Below are 18,504 nucleotides of genomic sequence, written 5' to 3'. Positions count from 1 at the left end.
TGCATAATATCACAAATATATTTTTATATTTTCATTTTATTACACGGAAAATGGCTTTTGTGAACACCACTTTCCGTGCGTCTGACTCATTGTTGAGTAGTGGTTTGATTGTCTGGAAAAGCGTTATAGGCTTTTGTGCCCCAAAGCGGAACAGTTGACAGACTGTGTTTAAAACTACCATCTGTTTCCTTCGTCGTATAAGACAAATAAAGAAGTGTTTGATTCTCGGGGTCAAAAATACGTCTGACTTTCATCGTTTTAAAGAAAATACTCTTTGACTGCTTAAACACCACCTCACCAGATTTACTCTTATCGATTGATTCAAGCATGTTTGGTGTGATATCGCCTGTTTGTCGACACGAGATTGAGCTGTCGCTCGGGTCGGAAAGGCTCAAGTTCGCTTCAATAGAGGCTATATGGCAAGTTACCCCTTGTATTTTGTCATCATGAAGTGACGCAATCTTAATGTCCTTCATGGTAAATACGCCTAGGGACACATCACCAACTTCGTTATCTGAACATCCGATTAGTAGGGTAGACAGTCCTACCATCAAAAGTAATTTTTTCATTGCTTGTCCTATGGTGCCGCATACAAAACTGAGCTAATCATAACCCAAGTTGCAAACAGATGCAGAAGCAAATATCTAACTGTAAATAAAGAAAGATGTGCAGATGAGATATCAAGACTTGTGAGATTAAGTGTACCTAAGTATCCTTCGCTTATTCATTACTGCTAAATGTGGTTTTAGCGTAAGTACTTCAATAGAAGAAAATTTCATGACAGATTCCTATCCAAACGTCGTTAAAGTGAAAAATCAGTGGCTTTTTGATCAAGTTGAGGTGGAGTTTCCGACGCCTGAAAGTCTAAAAGGCAGAGCCATTTATCAGTCTCTTTGTGAAGAGAATACTGTGACTCCGTTGATTCAATGTGCCCAAGAAACAGGCATCAATTTAGATGAGATATATCTGGTTGACTTTCATCGTTTGACCGTGATGTTTTCATTGCTTCAAGCATCGCGTGGACGTGATGAACAAGAGCAAAATTATCTGTTGGAGTTTTTCACCCAAATTATCTTCTCAGAGCCTTGCTATCTTTATGTAGGATTTAAGCAAGCTGAACCCGTAGCTGCTGCTTTAATTACACAATCTGAAAACGAACTTTTGGTTTCTGATATTGTTGTAAAAGACCTTTCCTATAGTTCTGCTGAGCAATTCGCTCTGGCAGCAACGCAAAAGTGGTTAAAAAGTAACGAATTTTCAGGCTCTTTCTATATTGAACGCTAATATATAGCGGCAAATGGAGTCAGAAATTTCCGGTTTGTTTTAAACAGTGACGGTGCTACAAAATATCGACATTGCTGAGTAAGCAGATTTCAAATTGTTAACTGAATCATTTTTCCTATTTTGTTTGTAATTAAACTGCATAGAAAGGAGAAATATTATGGTTGGCAAAAAAACGAACTGCGTTATTTTCGATTGTGAAGGTACATTGGTCGACAGTGAACGCTTGTGTTGTGAAGCCCTTGTGCAAGTCTTTAATGAAATTGGGGCAGAGCTATCTATCGAAGATATTATTGATAACTTTGAAGGTGGCAAAATTGCCGACATTATGCATTCCACTTTACAACTTGCAGAGAAAACTGCAGATATTGATGTGTTAGAACAGCGATATCGTGAAGTGTTGGAACCTCTGTTCTTGAAGAAACTCACGCCAATGCGCGGTGCAATTGAATTATTAGATTGGCTTAGAGAAACAGAGACTGAATTTTGCGTTACATCGAACGCGCCCAAAGACCGTATTGAATCGATTCTAAAATCGGCAGGTTTATACAACTATTTTCAAGGAAAAATATTTTCTGCATTCGAAGCAAATAGTTGGAAACCAGAACCGGATTTAATCCGCTATTGCGCCATGAATATGGGCTTTATGTTAGATGAATGCGTTTATGTTGATGATACCCATAAGGGCGTGAAAGCAGGTCTTAACGCTGGAGTCACCACCTTTCAAATCACGCCTCTGACTTGGCAAAATAGAGTCTCTCACCCCAAAGTTACAGTGCTAGAGAGTTTAGAACAGCTAACTCTGTATTTAGTTTAAGTCGTGATATTCGATTTCAATTAATGAAGTGTATTCTCCGGCACATGGATGTACGGGGTTAACACTAAGTTGGCAGCCAAAATCGTTGGTTCAATGTTACTCAACTCTTCCGTGTGAAAACCACACTTGCCACATAGAAATTTTTCACCGCTCTCAGAGAGCAAATATTCATCGCTTTGACAAAGCGGACAACACTCGATCATTTTCATCACACATTCTCTTCAAATTGTTTTTATTATTTAGTTTTAGCTATTGCTGCTTTTATGCTCAGAATAAACGGAATGTCGGTCGGTGATTGTTATAATTACATTATTCTTTCATTTTTTGAGATTCATTTCATAAATCCATGAATTGAGCTTGTTGAATTCTAAACCTCAATTAACGAACTCAGTGATTTTGATAGAAACTTAAAAGATGCATAAGAGAAAAACAATAAGTGGGGTCGAAGAAATGGATGATAAATTCTGTATCGTTTTAACCACAACAAACAGCCAAGACGTAACACAGCAATTGATTCGATACCTACTATCAAATCAACTGGCGGCTTGTGTTCAAACATTACCTATCAATAGCCACTACATTTGGGAAGGTGAAGTTTGTAACGACGAAGAGATCCTTCTAGTGATAAAAACCCAATCCAAATTGTTTGAGCAAATCACGGAAGCGATTGAACAATTTCATAACTATGAAGTTCCACAAATTGTTCAGGTGCCTATTACTGATGGCTTCAACCCTTACTTGCAATGGATCGAAGCCAATACCAATTAGGCGGTTAATCGAATGGGGTTAATTCGAATCTGCACTGCGAGTAACAACAATGAGGCTAATGCGCCTAGGGTATCGCACAGCATGTCTTTTTGGGCATCCCAGATATCACCTTGAGAACCTAAGAATGCGATACCTTCGTCTCCGCCAGCCAAATCCGCATACCACCATTCAACAATTTCGTAGCCTGCGGCGATACTCATAATGCAAAACAGAGCGTAGCTGCTTGCAAACAATGGCTTAGCCAGTTTGTTTCGTATAAGCAGTTCGGCGATTGGGTATGCATACAAGCCTATGGAAAAGTGTGCGACACGGTCGAAGTTATTGCGCTCTGAACCAATGAGGGTGTTGAACCAATCAAAAGGCACTTCTGAGAAGGTATATTTCGCGCCAATCGTATGAAGAGTCAGCCAGATGAAAAAGAGAGTATAAGAAGTTGTACTCAATTTCTGTCTCATTGAAACCAGCCACACAATCAAAAGAATCAGTAGTGCAGGTATAATTTCGGCAAGCCATACTGCTCGCGATGTTGGCGATATGGCGGAAAAGATAAACACGGCTGCATATGCCAGACTCAATAATGTCAGGCTTCTTGGTACTGTCATAGTTGAAATATCCTTTACTCAATTTTCTAAAGCATGTTTACACTATTTGAAACAGTGTTCAATTAAGTTATGTTAAAAATTGAGTTGATTGAACTTAGAAGTTATTTGGAATTTCTCGTATTCTCGGGATGAAAAGTTGAATAAAGGTCAAAGCCTTAATAGTTTCGTCCTATTCTTACTCGACAAAAAGTCGCTCATGGCTTTGAATAAAAGAAGGGAAAATTGAGAGAAACTATATGACTGAAGCACAGCAAGTGTCCGCAACGTTTCGCAACTATGTTGAGAATCCTTTATTGTGGCCAATTTTGGAAGTGTTGAAACGGCAGCCATCCGGTTGGAAAGTTCATACGCTTGCCGCGCATTTGGGTGAGTTGGAACTGATGCCGACACTGGATGAAGCTCCAGAAAAAGATTTGTTCAAACGTAATTTTCTTATCATGAATGCGCTCTACCAACTGCAAGAGACTCTCTATCCGAAGCAATGGCTCCAAGTAGAGGCGATGGATATTATTTTGATGCCGATGTTTCGTAATGCCTCCCACGTAATTGATGTTGAAGATCCTTTGCGCGAATATTATTCACAGTGGGAGCACTATGAAGCGAGCGAAGGGGAAGTTAAACGCCTTCTCAATGAGTTTTGGACTCGCTATCGTAAGTTTGTTGGTGGTAGTAGCAAAGACTTAAATCGACAACAAGCCTTACGCTTATTCGAACTCCACGATGATGCTACACACTTTGAAATCCGCAAAACATGGCGAAAGCTCGCTTTAAGATGGCATCCGGACAGAGATAATGGCAATGCAGAAAAATTTAGGATTTTATGTGAGGCATGGAATATTCTTCGCCAAGAGGCATAGAAATCTTTGACCAGAAAAAACAGCGCAAATTTGCGCTGTTTTTTTGTCTCGATAACTCTTAATTCTTGAACTTAGCTTTGCGCATACGGTTCAGTGCTGCCATCGCATCCAGTATGCGAGGTTTCGCCAAATCGCCATGGTTTGGCATGTTCTCGTGCCAATTGTCGTTAAGAAAGGTTTCGAAATTTTTAGCTGGGTTTTTCGACCAACCTGGTATCTGTGCGAGCTGGAACCAAAGCCAACCGATAGCATTTATTTCAGAAGGTGACTCTATCTGCTCAAGAGCGCTTAAATCAGTAAACTCTTTGCCAAAGCGAAGTGAATCCGTGCCTTTTGCAGATACTCGGAACTTGCCTTCCGCTAGTATGGTTTGTAATGCCATACAGTTTAAGGAACGAGGCGCAATGTTTTCCAAAGGTGTTTCACATTCGTTTTTACGCTCAGTAGGATGGAGCGCAATTACTTGCTGTGCTTTTTCAGTCACGTCAATCGGCTGGAAATCATGCATTTGAATCACAGTGTCAGCCACATCAAGGTAATCTCCAGAACCACCCATGACAACTAAGCTGGATATCCCCATTTCATCTCGCAGTTGACCAATGCGATCGACTAACGGAGTGATAGGTTCATCACCTTTGCTTACCAAAGCTTGCATGCGTTCGTCACGTATCATGAAGTTAGTTGCCGAGGTGTCTTCATCAATCAGCAAGGTGCTAGCGCCAGCTTCTATTGATTCCTGAAGCCAAGCCGCTTGTGAGGTAGAACCAGAGGCATCTTGAGTACTAAAGTCACGAGTATCTCGGCCTAGAGGCAAGTGATTGATGTAGTTAGAAAGATTGAGATTGTGCACGCAGCGACCATCTTCAGCGCGAATTTTTATGGCGTTGACATCAGCGACAATACTTTCACGGCCATCACCTGGAATATGGTTGTAGATTGAACGCTCAATTGCCGTAAGCAGGGTCGATTTACCGTGGAAACCGCCGCCGACAATCAAAGTGATACCTTTTGGGATGCCCATTCCGCGTACTTCACCTTTATTCGGTGCCAGCAAAATGGTTTCCAATTCTTTTGGTGACTGGAATGCAACAGCATCTTTCATCGGTAAATCGCAGTTACCAGCAATACGTGGCAGCACACTTCCGTTTGCAACAAAAGCAACCAAGTTTTTCTCATCAAGTTGAGAACGCAATGATTCTTGGTCTTCGATGGTTTCACAGTGATGAGTCAGCGCCTCAATATCCAATTCACGAGCATTAGTTGCTTTACGAATGAATTTAGGCATATGAAATGTAAGCGTGTTGAGTGCTTTCTTCGCGAGAATGTCACGCCCTTCAGCAGGCAGAGACATACGGAAACGCAACTCAATGCCGTGTTCAGTAAATAATACGGCGGTGCTATCCATTACGGTTTGGCCGGTGATATGGATAGTTACGGAGTTTTCTTGCTTGGCGAATTCTGCGAATGAGCGAGCGATAAAGTCTCGGGCAGCCATTTGATAAGCCGCAGACTTATCTTTCAACCATGCTAAGCCAGTGAGTGACCATGCTCTTGTCGCACGCAAGCGCGAAGCTGACGCGAACGGATCTGACTGAACATAATCGATGTACAGATTGTAGTCGCCGAAATCATATTCGCCTTTGATTTGCTGATATGCGCGATAATTCTGTTTTTCGAGTTTTTTCAGTTTTGCTGTTAATACATCCATCACGACTGCTCTTGGAATAAAGAAAAGGGGGCGATTATAGGTAGCCCTATCAAGGGAGTAAAGCCATGTGTTGCTTAATCCTTGTGGGATAAACAAAAACTGTACTCTATTTAGGAGTACAGTTTTAGTGGCAGTAGGGTATTTGTCAACAAAGAGGCGGGTTCAGACAAGATAATCTGATTCCCACCAGCGGTTGAATTGATTAATCTTCTTGCGTTAAGAATGGCTTTAAGTCGACATCCTTTGAGTAGTCGATGTTTTCAAAACCAAACCCATTGAGATTGAGAAACTCTTGCTTGAATCCTTGGTAATCGCCCAGTTGTTTAAAGTTATCGGCATTCATTTCGTCAAGAATCGCCAATACTTTTTTCTGAGTGTCTTGGTTAAGTTCCAGATCATCCATTCGGATCAAACGTTCGTTATCAACTGGCGTGGTGACATTCTCTCCCAGATACAGTTTTTCACTGAATAAACGTTGCATCTGTTCAATACAGCCTTCATGGGTGCCTTTCTCTTTCATTACTCGGTAAAGCGCTAAGATGTATGGACTTAAACCTGGAATAAACACACTCGCTTTTGTGACTAACGCCTTACAAACCGAAGCATAAGCGCCACCATTGTAATTCGCTAACTTCAAATTAAGAGAGTGACTGGTTTGGTGCAAATCAACTTTTGCATAACCTAAGGTACCATCAAGATAGATAGGGTGAGTGATTTCAGGACCAATGTATGAGAAAGCAACGGTTTTACAGCCGTCAGCGATGGAGTCTGAGTTGATCAAAGTATCAATCCAGTTCTCCCAGTCTTCTCCGCCCATGACCTTAATGGTGCTAGCAATCTCTTCATCTGTTGCTGGCTCTAGTGTGCTATTTACCCAACTGTCGTTTTCCAAAATGATGGTAGAGCCTGATACTGCATCACCAATAGGTTTGATGGCGGAACGCCAGAACTCATCACTGTCGCCTTTTCGGCGCATACCACTGGCGATGCTGTAGATAACTAGGTCGACTTCACCTTCGAAGTAGGTTTCGATCGCTTCGATAACTTGTTCTCTAATTTCTTTTGAGAACACATCACCGTCAATATTAACGGCTATATTACCATTTTGTTCTGCGTACTTTTTAAAGAAATGGTTGTTGTAGAATCCAGCACTACCCACACCTTTTTCAGATGGCCCGCGTTCCATAGAAACGCCAATAGTGTCAGCATTCGCACCACCGAATGTTAACGCGATACGAGCGGCAAGCCCAAATCCGGATGATGAACCTAAAATTAAGACACGTTTAGGACCATGCTTAATTGGGTTTGCTGATTTAACGTATTGAATTTGCTTTAGAATGGCTTGTTCGCAACCGAAAGGATGTGCGGTACGAGCAACCACACCCTGAATTACGGGGTCTATGAGCATTATTGGTACCTTCTGGTTCTGTGGGACAGTAACAATAGCGTAAAGTTAGGTAAAGTTTATTGAGCTGAGGCAACAGACCTACAGTTAGTTGGTCATAATGTAGGAAAACATCCTAAAGCAGAGGCTCTAGTTGTTCTGCCATGAAATCGGCTATCCATGGTTGAGCATCCGATTTTGGGTGCAGCCCGTCTTGCATCATCCATTCAGGTTTGATGATGACTTGCTCTAGAAAAAATGGCACCAGCGGTACGGATTTTTCGCTGGCGATGTTGGGATAAAGTTGCGAGAACGCATCGCTGTAGCGCTTGCCATAATTAGGCGGGATGCGGATTTGCATCAAGATTACTTGGCTGTTTTGTGCGTGAATAGTGTCAATCATGGTTTTCAGATTGTTTTCAACAAGCTGAGGGGGAAAGCCACGTAGCCCATCGTTGGCGCCGAGTTCAATCAAAACGGTGTCCGGTTGGTGCTGTTTGAGTAATGACGGTAAACGCGATAATCCATTGCCTGTCGTATCGCCTGATATACTTCCGTTAATTACTGTTACAGATTTCCCTTTGTTTTTTAAAGCATCACCAAGCAAATTAGGCCAAGCTTGTTCTATAGACATGTTATAGCCGGCGCTCAAACTATCACCCAACACTAAGAGTGTGTTACTACTAGCGTTGGTCGAGAAAAATACAACAAGAAGCAAGGAAAGTAGTCTAGTCATGCAATCATCCGTTATTTCAGCTCAGTCTTTATCTAAAGTAGTCTCCACCAATCAGGAGCAATTAACAATCCTCAAAGAGGTGAATCTTGATATTCGCCAGGGCGAAAGTGTGGCCATCGTCGGTACTTCTGGTGCAGGTAAATCGACATTGATGACACTGCTTGCAGGATTGGACACGCCGACCAGCGGAGAAGTTCATCTGTTGGGGAAATCACTGACAGAGCTTGATGATGAAGCTAGAGCCGCGATTCGCAGTCAATCGGTAGGGTTCGTATTCCAAAGCTTTTTGCTCATTCCAAGCTTATCCGCATTAGAAAATGTCACTCTGCCGTGTTTGTTAAAGGGTGAAGCCGAAGATAAACAGCGTGCAGAAGCGTTATTAAAATCTGTCGGGTTAGAGCATCGTATTCATCACTCGCCGAGTCAGCTCTCGGGTGGGGAGCAGCAGCGGGTTGCTCTGGCGCGGGCGTTTATGATCAGCCCTCAAGTGTTATTTGCTGATGAACCAACAGGCAACTTAGATCAGGAAACTGCTGCGAAGGTTATCGATTTACTTTTTGAGTTGAACTCGCAACATGGAACAACATTGGTTCTTGTCACTCATGATCCTGTTCTTGCTGCAAGATGCCAAAGACGCTTTCATATGACGGCAGGCATGTTGGAGGAGCGAGTATGAATGTTGCCCCATCTTTAAATAAACGTCTGTTTCGATGGAGCTTTAGCGAGATTAGACATGGTCAATTGTGGCCGATTTCCGTAGCTCTAACTCTCATCATTGCTTGTGTGTTTGCGTTAACTGCATTGGCTGACCGTATGGAGCAGGTGGTTGTTAAGCAGGGCAAAGACGCATTGACGGCAGACAGTGTATTTGTTTCGGCAAATCTTTTGCCTTCAACGTTGTTGCAACTCACCAAGGAAAAAAACTTAACCACTTCCAACATGACTCGTTTTTCCACCATGGCGTTCAGTGACAATGGTATGAAGTTAGTCACGGTTAAAGCCGTAGACAGCCAATATCCATTGCGTGGCGAAATGGAACTGTCGGATGGAAACATCATCAAGCATCAGATCCAGCCAAATGAGTTATGGCTAGACGAACGAATTTTTAACGAACTGAATGTTAATGTGGGTGACAGCGTCACGATTGGCGATGCTGACTTTGTCGTATCAGGTAGAGTCGTTCAAGAACCCGGTTTAAGCTTCAACCCATTTCAGCAAATGCCGTCTGTTTTTATTCACTTATCAGATGTTGAGCGCACCGGTGCTATCCAAATCGGTAGCAGGGTTCAATACCAGCTTTTCATCAATGCTGAAGAGCCAATCATTGAACAACTGAAAAATGCAGTAACTTTGTCCCCGAGTGAGCGATGGAGAGACCAAGACAGCGGTAGCAGAACCAACGAAGTGTTTGAAAGAACTCAGCAATATCTGTCTTTGACTGTGGCTATCGTGATCATCATGGCTGCGACCACATTGGTTTTGACCTGTCAGCATTATGTTTCTACTCGCCAGCGCACGATTGCAATGCTTAAAAGCTTGGGTGCCAGTAAACAATGGGTAGGGCGTTGGTTATCCATTCAGGTGGCGTTACTGCTCGGTTTTGCCGCCGTGAGTGGTATTGTCATAGGAATGGGACTGGAATATCTGTTGCGAGTTCCTTTGGTCGATCTGCTGCCTACGCCGCTTCCAAGTTATGGTTATAAACCTGCGTTGGTAGCGCTAACTTCAAGTGTGTTAATTGCTGTACCGGCTTTGGGAATCCCGCTAGGCCATCTACTGAATGTGAATGCTGCCAGTGTTATGCAGAGCACACAAAAGCAGAGCCGTATGCGTTGGAATATCGCTCTAGCGCTTGTGCCTTTACTGCCCATGCTTGCTTTCTATTGGCAAAACAAATTAGTCTGGATCGTACTCGCAGGAATAACTGTGCTTTTTTTGATTCTTGCTTTAATCAGTGTTGTGGTGACACGTTCTTTGGCAAAGTTACCACTTAATACTGCAATGAAGCTGGCTCTTAGCCGGATCAATCGTTCCTCTGTCGCTACGGGCATTCAATTTGGAGCATTGTCGCTCTCATTAATGCTATTGGCTGTAATGTGGTTGGTTCGAACAGACCTCTTGTCTGATTGGCAGAAAACATTACCAGCCAATGCGGCGAATGCGTTTGCTTTCAATATTGCCACTTATGAAAAAGACACGTACTTGGAAACCATAGACAAAGCTGGAATTGAACGTTCGGCTGCCTATCCAATCATTCGTGGACGATTAACTGAAATCAACGGTGTTGAAGCGAAAACTTATGCACAAGGGGAAGGGCGTAGTGATGCTTTAAGACGTGAACTTAACTTCACCTGGGGTGATAGCCTACCAACCTATAACGATCTGATTGCTGGAGAGTGGACGCAAAGCAAAGGGGTGTCAGTTGAGCAAGATGTTGCAGAAGATCTCGGTCTGAAAATAGGTGACAAACTGACTTTCTCTATTAACAGCCAACCTATCGAAGCTACGGTAAATACTATTCGTCATGTTGAATGGCGTGCTATGAAGCCTAACTTCTACTTCATTTTTACACCGGATTTATTACAGGACATTCCTAGCTCTTGGTTGGTTAGCTTTCGAATAGAACAACAACATGATGGGCTACTCACAGAACTGTCACGTAATCACCCGACAGTGAGTTTGATGGATATCCGAGCTATGGGAGCGAAAATCCAAGATCTGCTTACACAAATTGTTTGGTCGATAACAGTACTTGCTTTGATGGGCGTAGTGGCTGGTATACTCTTGATTTTTACGTTATTACGATTAAGTCTGAGCCAACGTCAGCAAGAGATAAGGCTGTATAGAACTTTAGGCGCGAGCCGCCGTCGTGTGACTCAGACGATTTGGTCAGAGTTTGGGCTTATGGCTTTGGTTGCTGGTATCGTTGCCGCTTTAAGTGCAGACGTGGTAGTAGCAAGTGTTATGAAGTTCGGTTTTGACTTGTCACCTTCGCTACATCTGAGCATGTGGCTGGTGCTGCCAATTGTCACTTTTTGCACATTAGCTGCGGTTGTGAACAGTTTAATTAAGCGTTTGTTAGTTCCTATAAATAAAGCATTTAATTAGTGATTCCTTGAGTAAGTGCGAGAGTTATCCACAAAAACAGTGGATAAATGTTGGGATAACTAAGAGCATTGATGCAGTGTATTTCGGCGTTAACCCCGTAGAACCTTTGGCTGCAGACAGAGCGTTATGCACAAGGTTAAAAAAACGTCGATCACAGAATATTGAGTCAAGATATTTATTTCAATTTTTTGTATTGCAACTTTCAGCTTGTCGATCTATAGCCACGTAAAAAATGTGATTTTAATAACACTTTATTAGCTTTAGAATAGAGCTAGTTTGAATGACTATCGGTAGCGACATGTCACAGAATATAGCAAACTTTCAGTCACCCAACGTTGCCATTATTGGCGGAGGCGTTGCTGGTGCAACGGCTGCGGTTCATTTAGGTGAACTAGGCGTGAATGTACTATTACTGGAAAAAGGTCCGAGCTTAGTGAACGGACCACCAATTTGTCACCTCCATGCTGGGGGTAACTTATACAGAGAAATTTCAGAGCAACAATGTATTGAATTGTTGCGTCAGTCGGTTGAAACGATTCGTCTGTATCCACATACCTTGAATAAGCGCCCAACAGTGATTGCTATTCCGGATACCGATTCAGGAGAGCCACAAGATATCATTCCTCGTTTGGATACCATTCAGGTATGTTATCAACAGTTGGTCGATGAAGACCCTCGTAATCAGATTATGGGGGATCCTAAGCAGTATTATTCAATTTACCACCGTGAGCAGTTAGAGATCTTAGCTAACCAAACTCAACCGAAAGAACCGCTAAGCAGCGAAGATTGGTTGATTCCGTTTGCCAAATACACAGACCTGAATTCGATTAAATACCCTGTAGTGGTTGTCCAAGAGTATGGCTGGAGTGTATTTCGACTCGCCGCGAGTGCAGAGCTGGCGTTAAGCGCAATGGCTAACTGTCAGGTAAAGACTCACGCAACTTTAGTGAGTGCGGAATACAACGGGCATTGCTGGCAGCTTACTTATGTGGATATTGATGGTCAACATTACCAAGTAGAAGCCGACTATCTGATTAATGCTTGTGGTTATGAGACGGGTAAAGTCGATGACATGACGCGTTATCAACGTAAGCGTATGGTGGAATTTAAAGCGGCCTATGTTACCCATTGGCCTCAGTGCCACCATGAATGGCCTGAAGTTGTATTTCACGGTGAGCGAGGTACTCCAAGAGGCATGGCGCAGTTAACGCCTTATGCTGATGGTGTGTTTCAGTTACATGGTATGACGGAAGATATCACGTTGTTTAAAGATGGTTTGGTAACCTCTGAGGACAATTCTTCTCAGCCAGTTCTACCTAAATATCTGGAGCGGAAAATACTCGAAGGTTGGCAGAGTGATGCTCTTAATGAAAGAACACATAAAGCTATCCAACATATCAGTCAGTTTATGCCTGAATTTGAGAGTGCGCAGGTCGGTGGTAAACCGTTGTACGGTGCCCAGCAAATTCCTGGATATGATGCGACACTACGAGCTGCAGATGTGACGTTTGAAGACAACAACTATGCTCGAATGGAAGTGGTGAAAGGGTCATCTGCGTTAGAGGCGGTGAGAAAGATAGTCTCTAATTGGCAACTCGTGAAAGTACCATCGGACAAGTCAATTGAAGAACAACACCCGATCAGCATCTCTTTGACGCCCAACGATATTGAATCGAGAGCGAAGCGATTAGCGCAAGAGCGAGGATACCCTCAAGCTTTAGCCAAGTTTGTTGGTATGAAATAACCTGATATGTATTAGCCCCAGAGTTTAACGACTGTGGGGCTGATTTTAGAAATCTAGCCTAGGCATCAAGTTGAGCTCTAATTTTAGCTATAAGCTCAATAGCGGCCTCATTATCACCATGAACACAAATCGTGTCGGCTTCAATTGGGATTATCGCCCCGTCAGATGTACTGACTTTGCCATATTCTGCAATCTGTTTGATTTGACTCAAGATAGCGTCTTCGCTTGTTAAAACAGCATTAGGCAAAGAGCGAGGTGTCAACAGCCCGTTTGATAAGTAGGTTCTATCGGCAAAAGCTTCAAACAGCAGTGGTACGTCGTAACTGTCTGCAATATCTAAATAACGTTGATTGTTTCCTGAAGCCAATATCATTAAAGGGATATTGAAACATGAAACAGCATCAGTAACTGCCCGAAATACATCTTCATTTTTCATCATGTCATTGTACAAGGCGCCATGGGGCTTAACATATGTGACTTCAGTATTCTTGCTTTCACATAGCGCTTTTAGTGCGCCAATTTGATAGATAAGAATCTCGCAAATTTCTTCTTCTGAAAACGACATTGAACGTCGTCCAAATCCTTGTAAATCCGGGTAGCCGGGATGCGCACCAATCTGAACATCATGTTGAATCGCGTAATCAATGGTGCGGCTCATGACATGTGGATCGGAAGCATGAAAGCCGCATGCAATATTGGCCATATCGACCCATGGCATAACCGCTTCGTCATTGCCCATGCGCCAATGACCGAAACTTTCGCCCATGTCGCAGTTAAGAGTGATAGTCCGTCTTTTCACGTGAATCATCGTTCCTTAGTATTTAAGCTACTATAAAATACAGAATTAATTATAAATAAACAGCGATAAAGCTCATCGTTTATTGCATGTATTACACGATGATAGCTTGCTTAGCTGATAACTGGCTTAGCCAATAAATTAATCCCTACTGAACGTCCTACACATGGAAGAGATCGTAAATGAAAAAAGCGACGTGTGTTTATACAACGTTAGTTTTTATTTCAGCAGCAGGATACGCTGACGACAATGTTCTTGAGCATCTTATGAGTCTCTCAATTGAAGAGCTCTCAATGTTGAATGTTCAAATGGAAACAGCCACTAAATCGTCACGGCGATTAGCGGATATCCCGTCTTCAGTTTATGTGTTGAGTAATGAACGTATCATTCGAAGTGGTGCGCGTACTATCCCCGATGCTCTAGCACTGGTTCCGGGTTTACATGTTTCCAAGTTCTCAGATACCGAATGGATCGTTTCCGCACGAGGCTTTCACGATGGGCTTTTCAACAAGCAGCTTGTCATGATTGACGGGCGCAGTGTTTACAGTCCTCTCTATGGAGGAGTTTATTGGGCAGACATCGATTATGTACTGGAAGATATAGACAGAATCGAAGTGCTTCGCGGACCGAGTGCAGCGTTGTGGGGCGGTAACGCGGTGAATGGCGTTGTTAATATCATCACAAAGTCGGCAAAAGAGACTCAAGGAACTTATGTAGCTGCTGAATGGGCAGAAGGTGGTGACTATGATGCAAGTGTGAGACATGGGCTGCATTTGAACGACGATGTTAGCGCAAGAGCGTTTTACAAGAGACGTCAGCTTCGCAATGACCGAAAGAAATCCTACCCTGACTGGACTCTAGAGACGGCGGGTATTGTCACTCAATCAGATGATGATAGCGATGCTTGGGCTTTTCGTCTTGGAGGTGAACGTCTAACTTATAGCCATGATTGGTATCAGCTACATTACTTAAACGGCTATTTAGATTCTGTTGATCTTGCTGAACAACATGTTGATAGCTACTCCTTTTATACGCAGCTCAGTTACGATAAACAGCATTCTGACAAACTGGTCGGAAACTATCAGGTTTGGTTTGAACGTAACTCGAATGAAATGGCAGATGATGCTGGACTGTCCAATACCTTTGATTTGGATTTTAACTATAACTATCAGATAAATGACGAACATCTACTCACTTATGGTGGCGGTTATCGTCTCGTCGAAGTCGAGTTTTTTCACCCATATGAAAGCATAGATTTTAATAATTTGCCGAACTATCAACGCTATGCTTTTGAGCAAAGAGATGTGGATAGTATTGCAAATTTATACTTACAGTCTGAAAAAACATGGAATAGTAAATGGAAGACAGTAGCTGGCGTTAAATTGGAATACTTTGAGCTTTCGGAACAGTTTGAAGTATCACCTCAATTGCGAGCCCTGCTAACAATAGATGCTAATCAAACGGCATGGATAGGCTATGGGCGTGCTTCTGTTGCTCCTTCATATTTGACTTCTAACACTTATCTCATCTCAAATTACTATGACGCCAATCAAGATAGATACTTTGCGGAAGTGATGTTCGCAGAAAACAATATGAAACCCGAGAACGTGAGTACATATGAAGCAGGTTATCGTTATGATTCAGCCACTGGCTTTGAATTTGATGCAATAGCTTTCCTAAGCCAACATAAATATGTGCGAGGACGAGACAATATTGCTATATCTGGCGTCCCTGATCAGGTGGTTGGCTTAGTAGTAACTGATGACTATTCTCTTGATACTCATGGCGTGGAGTTAAGTGCAGGGTATTTAGCTTTAGAGAATTTGCGTTTCTACCTGAGTTACAGTTACTTGCATGCTAAGGGTGACTGGAATGGTGGGACTTATTCCAGTGGCAGTTTTGAGAACTGGTATGACATTGATGCTCAGCACAATACAAGTTTACAGACACTCTGGGATATTTCTCCTCAATGGAAGTTAGATTTTATCGTTCGTGGTCACTCGATTAAGTACGATGATTATTACCCGCAAATCCCAAATTATATTGCTTTTGATGCTCGCTTAGCGTGGCGGGCACATTCGAAGGCTCCGAGGTTAGAACTTATTTTGCAAAATATTGGGGAGAAAGATGGATATAGAACCGATTGGATTAGCACCATCAATGAAGAAACTGGAGTGCTAAAGGCTTCTTATGAGTTTTAATTTACGCCGCGCTTTTGTATTGATATCCATGTTCATTTCAAGCGTATCTTATGCTGCTTATGACCCAACAGATATTAAAGCGGTTTATATTTTCCGTATTTCAAATTTCATCCACTGGAACAGTGAAAGTGAGATGACAAACATAGAGTTCTGCATTGTTGGTAACGATAAAATCGTATCGACGCTGAAGAAAATTACGCTCGATAAAACTGTTCGTCATCTCCCTCTTTCTGTTACTCCTTTTTATAGGGAACAGTGTGACATTCTCTTTGTGGACGCTCAGAGCGAGTTAAATCTTGATGTTGTTAAACCACATACGGTTGTCATTAGTGACAGTCAATCAATTAGCGCGCGAGGTGGAACAATAGAACTAGCGACGCTAGAGGGTAAAGTTAAACCGAAAGTCTATATGACCAATATTGGTGCGTACTCAATCTCTTCCAGCTTGTTACGCATAGCTATCATTGAAGATGGGGAGAAAATATGAACTCGCTATCTTTAAGATTCAAACTCATCCTTCCGATTTTCTTTCTGATGTCGTCCATTTTCTGTATTGCACAGTGGTTTAGTTTTCAAAAAGACATTGAGCAGAAAGAGGAAAGTCTAATCGAACGCGTTCATGTGCTATCGAAAGGCGTATCCTATAACTTACAAGCGGCCATTTTGTTTGATGATCAACTTATTGCTCAAGATATTCTGTCCGCTTTTGCGGTCGACGAAGATGTTGTGCGGGTTAAACTGTTTGATCAAGAAAACCAGTTGTTTGCCTTGTATGAGAAAGCGGGCAGTGATGCACCGATTCCCAACGAGACTCTACGCAAGAAAGTACTGCAGAATGAGTATGCTATCTCTGACCAATATATTTACCTTACCGTTCCAATTGAAATAGAAGGACAGACTGTTGCTTCTTTAAGCGTAACGGTTTCGGCAAAGTCTTTACGTGAAATATATGAGACAGCACTTAATGATGCATTGTTCTTTTTTACTGTATTGACGCTTTCTGGTATCGCACTTTATCAGTTAGTTCAAAAGCTAATCGTTAAGCCTGTGTACTCGCTGAATCATGCGATGAAGGCATACATTGATAACCGAGAGCGAAACGTAGATATCGATTGCAAATCCAAAGATGAAATTGGTGATTTGGTGAGTGCATTTAATACCATGCTAGACACTATTGAGGCTCACGAAGAACAAGACAGGTATACGCTCGCTAAGTTGGAGCAAGAGAAGTCGTTTGCCAATGAGGTGGTCGATACTGTCCAACATGGTTTAATTGTGGTGAACAGTAATGGCGAAATTATCATGTCAAACGGCGAAGCTAGTCGGGTTTTTCACCATTCATCTTTGGGTCTAATAGGGCAAAATCTTAGTGATATTTTACAAGTAGATAACGATTCCATCATCGATTCAGCGTTAAATGAACATAAGCAGCTAGATGAAGAACTCATAGTCAGGCAAAACGGCAATAATACTCAGCAGTTACTGAGAGTCAGCAGCCGTCCGCTATCCAGACCGGATCAAACTTTGTTCGCGATTGAAGATGTGACGGAAATTGAAGTTGCTCTTCGTCGTCAAAGATTAGCGGCTGGCGTGTTTGAAAACAGCCAAGACGGAATAATTCTGCTCAACCACCAAGGTGTGATTACAGTGATTAACCCTAAGGTGACCGAATTGCTTGGCTACAGCAACGAAGATGTAGTCAACAAACCGATTGATGAAGTCTTGGCCTGGAATCAATTCAGCTCTTTGCTGCCAAGTATCGAACAGTCGTTGGCGGATTTTGGACAATGGCAAGGAGAGGTATGGGAAAGGCATACGGATGGTCATCTTGTGCCGCTGTTTGCCAAAGTTAATCGCATTGCTAAATCTGATCTGTCTAAAGGACAGGATATGGTCATCATTATTTCAGATCTTTCCAATGTGAAAGAGATGGAGCGTTTGGAATACCTCGCCCATCATGACTCACTAACAGGTTTGGCTAATCGCTCTAAGTTGTATCGAGTACTAAATGACATCATTGCCGAGAACCAAGTGTCGTTTCGTCCATTCTCTTTGCTTTACCTAGACTTAGATGGGTTTAAGCAGATTAATGATACCTATGGCCACGCGGCTGGAGATGAAGTGCTAAAACAGGTGTCTGAGCGATTGCTTTCTCAGGTTCGCAGTCAGGACCTTGTCGCCCGATTGTCTGGTGATGAATTTGTCATTGTGATTAATCCAAGTGAGCGACAAAGTGTCGAGCTAATGTCACAACGACTGATTAAGCTGATTGAGCAAGATATTCAATACAAACAACACAGTGTTAATGTTGGGGCAAGCATTGGCGTATACTTCATTGACAGCAGAGAAGATAGTTTAGACGCGATGATCAAAGTGGCTGATAACGCGATGTACAAGGCAAAGAATTTAGGTAAAGGCCAATTTGTGCTTGCTGAAAAATCAACTCAAGAATTGATGTAAATACAGTACAGTTGGCAACAAATTTTATAAATGGTTAGGTAA

General features: G+C 42.4%; 16 protein-coding genes. 10 read left to right on the top strand and 6 right to left on the bottom strand.

Features of this window, described 5'->3' with window-relative positions:
• Positions 1-86: 86 nt before the first annotated feature.
• Positions 87-569 carry a CreA family protein gene (locus ACRQQK_RS04285; protein ID WP_457510199.1) on the bottom strand — a complete coding sequence of 161 codons (483 nt, stop codon included), beginning with the start codon at positions 567-569 and terminating at the stop codon, positions 87-89.
• Positions 570-777: 208 nt separating this feature from the next.
• Between ACRQQK_RS04285 and ACRQQK_RS04280 the strand changes: the two genes are divergently transcribed.
• The 3 genes from ACRQQK_RS04280 to cutA all read left to right on the top strand — a co-directional run bounded on the left by ACRQQK_RS04280 (position 778) and on the right by cutA (position 2,866).
• Positions 778-1,284, top strand: a complete 507-nt coding sequence (locus ACRQQK_RS04280) for a hypothetical protein (RefSeq protein ID WP_457510198.1) — start codon at positions 778-780, stop codon at positions 1,282-1,284.
• A 157-nt stretch (positions 1,285-1,441) separates the two neighbouring features.
• Positions 1,442-2,098, top strand: a complete 657-nt coding sequence (locus ACRQQK_RS04275; protein ID WP_430524979.1) for an HAD family hydrolase — start codon at positions 1,442-1,444, stop codon at positions 2,096-2,098.
• Positions 2,099-2,548: 450 nt separating this feature from the next.
• Positions 2,549-2,866 carry a divalent-cation tolerance protein CutA gene (gene cutA / locus ACRQQK_RS04270; RefSeq protein ID WP_457510197.1) on the top strand — a complete coding sequence of 106 codons (318 nt, stop codon included), beginning with the start codon at positions 2,549-2,551 and terminating at the stop codon, positions 2,864-2,866.
• Here the strand turns inward: cutA and ACRQQK_RS04265 are convergent.
• Positions 2,863-3,468, bottom strand: a complete 606-nt coding sequence (locus ACRQQK_RS04265) for a DUF2238 domain-containing protein (protein ID WP_457510196.1) — start codon at positions 3,466-3,468, stop codon at positions 2,863-2,865. The genes cutA and ACRQQK_RS04265 overlap by 4 nt on opposite strands.
• A gap of 236 nt (positions 3,469-3,704) precedes the next feature.
• Here ACRQQK_RS04265 and ACRQQK_RS04260 point away from each other — a divergent pair, with 236 nt between their 5' ends.
• On the top strand, positions 3,705-4,325 hold the full coding sequence (locus ACRQQK_RS04260) for a DNA-J related domain-containing protein (RefSeq protein WP_457510195.1): 621 nt from the start codon (positions 3,705-3,707) through the stop codon (positions 4,323-4,325).
• 58 nt (positions 4,326-4,383) lie between these two features.
• On the opposite strand, the gene ACRQQK_RS04255 is transcribed toward ACRQQK_RS04260, so the two are convergent.
• The 3 genes from ACRQQK_RS04255 to tesA all read right to left on the bottom strand — a co-directional run bounded on the left by ACRQQK_RS04255 (position 4,384) and on the right by tesA (position 8,153).
• Positions 4,384-6,033: a P-loop domain-containing protein gene (locus ACRQQK_RS04255; protein ID WP_457510253.1), complete on the bottom strand. Its 1,650-nt coding sequence runs from the start codon at positions 6,031-6,033 to the stop codon at positions 4,384-4,386.
• A 202-nt stretch (positions 6,034-6,235) separates the two neighbouring features.
• A complete protein-coding gene (gene fabV, locus ACRQQK_RS04250; RefSeq protein ID WP_457510194.1) occupies positions 6,236-7,441 on the bottom strand; it encodes an enoyl-ACP reductase FabV in 1,206 nt (401 codons plus the stop codon).
• Positions 7,442-7,553: 112 nt separating this feature from the next.
• Positions 7,554-8,153 carry a multifunctional acyl-CoA thioesterase I/protease I/lysophospholipase L1 gene (gene tesA, locus ACRQQK_RS04245; RefSeq protein WP_457510193.1) on the bottom strand — a complete coding sequence of 200 codons (600 nt, stop codon included), beginning with the start codon at positions 8,151-8,153 and terminating at the stop codon, positions 7,554-7,556.
• Here tesA and ACRQQK_RS04240 point away from each other — a divergent pair.
• From ACRQQK_RS04240 to ACRQQK_RS04230, 3 genes are all read left to right on the top strand, one after another.
• Positions 8,152-8,829 (top strand): ABC transporter ATP-binding protein, encoded by a 678-nt coding sequence (locus ACRQQK_RS04240; protein ID WP_042487330.1) that lies wholly within the window; start codon positions 8,152-8,154, stop codon positions 8,827-8,829. The two genes, tesA and ACRQQK_RS04240, sit on opposite strands and share 2 nt — an antisense overlap.
• Complete coding sequence (locus tag ACRQQK_RS04235; protein ID WP_457510192.1) at positions 8,826-11,261, top strand: ABC transporter permease; 2,436 nt, start codon at positions 8,826-8,828, stop codon at positions 11,259-11,261. The genes ACRQQK_RS04240 and ACRQQK_RS04235 overlap by 4 nt, the downstream gene beginning before the upstream one ends.
• 280 nt (positions 11,262-11,541) lie before the next feature.
• A complete protein-coding gene (locus ACRQQK_RS04230; protein ID WP_457510191.1) occupies positions 11,542-13,005 on the top strand; it encodes an FAD-dependent oxidoreductase in 1,464 nt (487 codons plus the stop codon).
• 58 nt (positions 13,006-13,063) lie between these two features.
• On the opposite strand, the gene ACRQQK_RS04225 is transcribed toward ACRQQK_RS04230, so the two are convergent.
• A complete protein-coding gene (locus ACRQQK_RS04225) occupies positions 13,064-13,804 on the bottom strand; it encodes a 5-oxoprolinase subunit PxpA (protein WP_457510190.1) in 741 nt (246 codons plus the stop codon).
• A gap of 179 nt (positions 13,805-13,983) precedes the next feature.
• Between ACRQQK_RS04225 and ACRQQK_RS04220 the strand changes: the two genes are divergently transcribed.
• From ACRQQK_RS04220 to ACRQQK_RS04210, 3 genes are read left to right on the top strand one after another with little or no spacing between them, the layout of a single operon-like run.
• On the top strand, positions 13,984-16,002 hold the full coding sequence (locus tag ACRQQK_RS04220) for a TonB-dependent receptor plug domain-containing protein (RefSeq protein ID WP_457510189.1): 2,019 nt from the start codon (positions 13,984-13,986) through the stop codon (positions 16,000-16,002).
• On the top strand, positions 15,992-16,489 hold the full coding sequence (locus tag ACRQQK_RS04215; RefSeq protein ID WP_457510188.1) for a YfiR family protein: 498 nt from the start codon (positions 15,992-15,994) through the stop codon (positions 16,487-16,489). Before ACRQQK_RS04220 ends, ACRQQK_RS04215 begins: the two co-directional genes overlap by 11 nt.
• Positions 16,486-18,462, top strand: coding sequence for a diguanylate cyclase (locus ACRQQK_RS04210; RefSeq protein ID WP_457510187.1), 1,977 nt, complete (start codon positions 16,486-16,488; stop codon positions 18,460-18,462). The genes ACRQQK_RS04215 and ACRQQK_RS04210 overlap by 4 nt, the downstream gene beginning before the upstream one ends.
• Positions 18,463-18,504: the final 42 nt, after the last annotated feature.

The sequence above is a fragment of the Vibrio sp. C8 genome (assembly GCF_054051265.1).
Note: the sequence above shows the minus strand (reverse complement) of the source record. Positions and strands in the feature narration are given on the sequence as shown.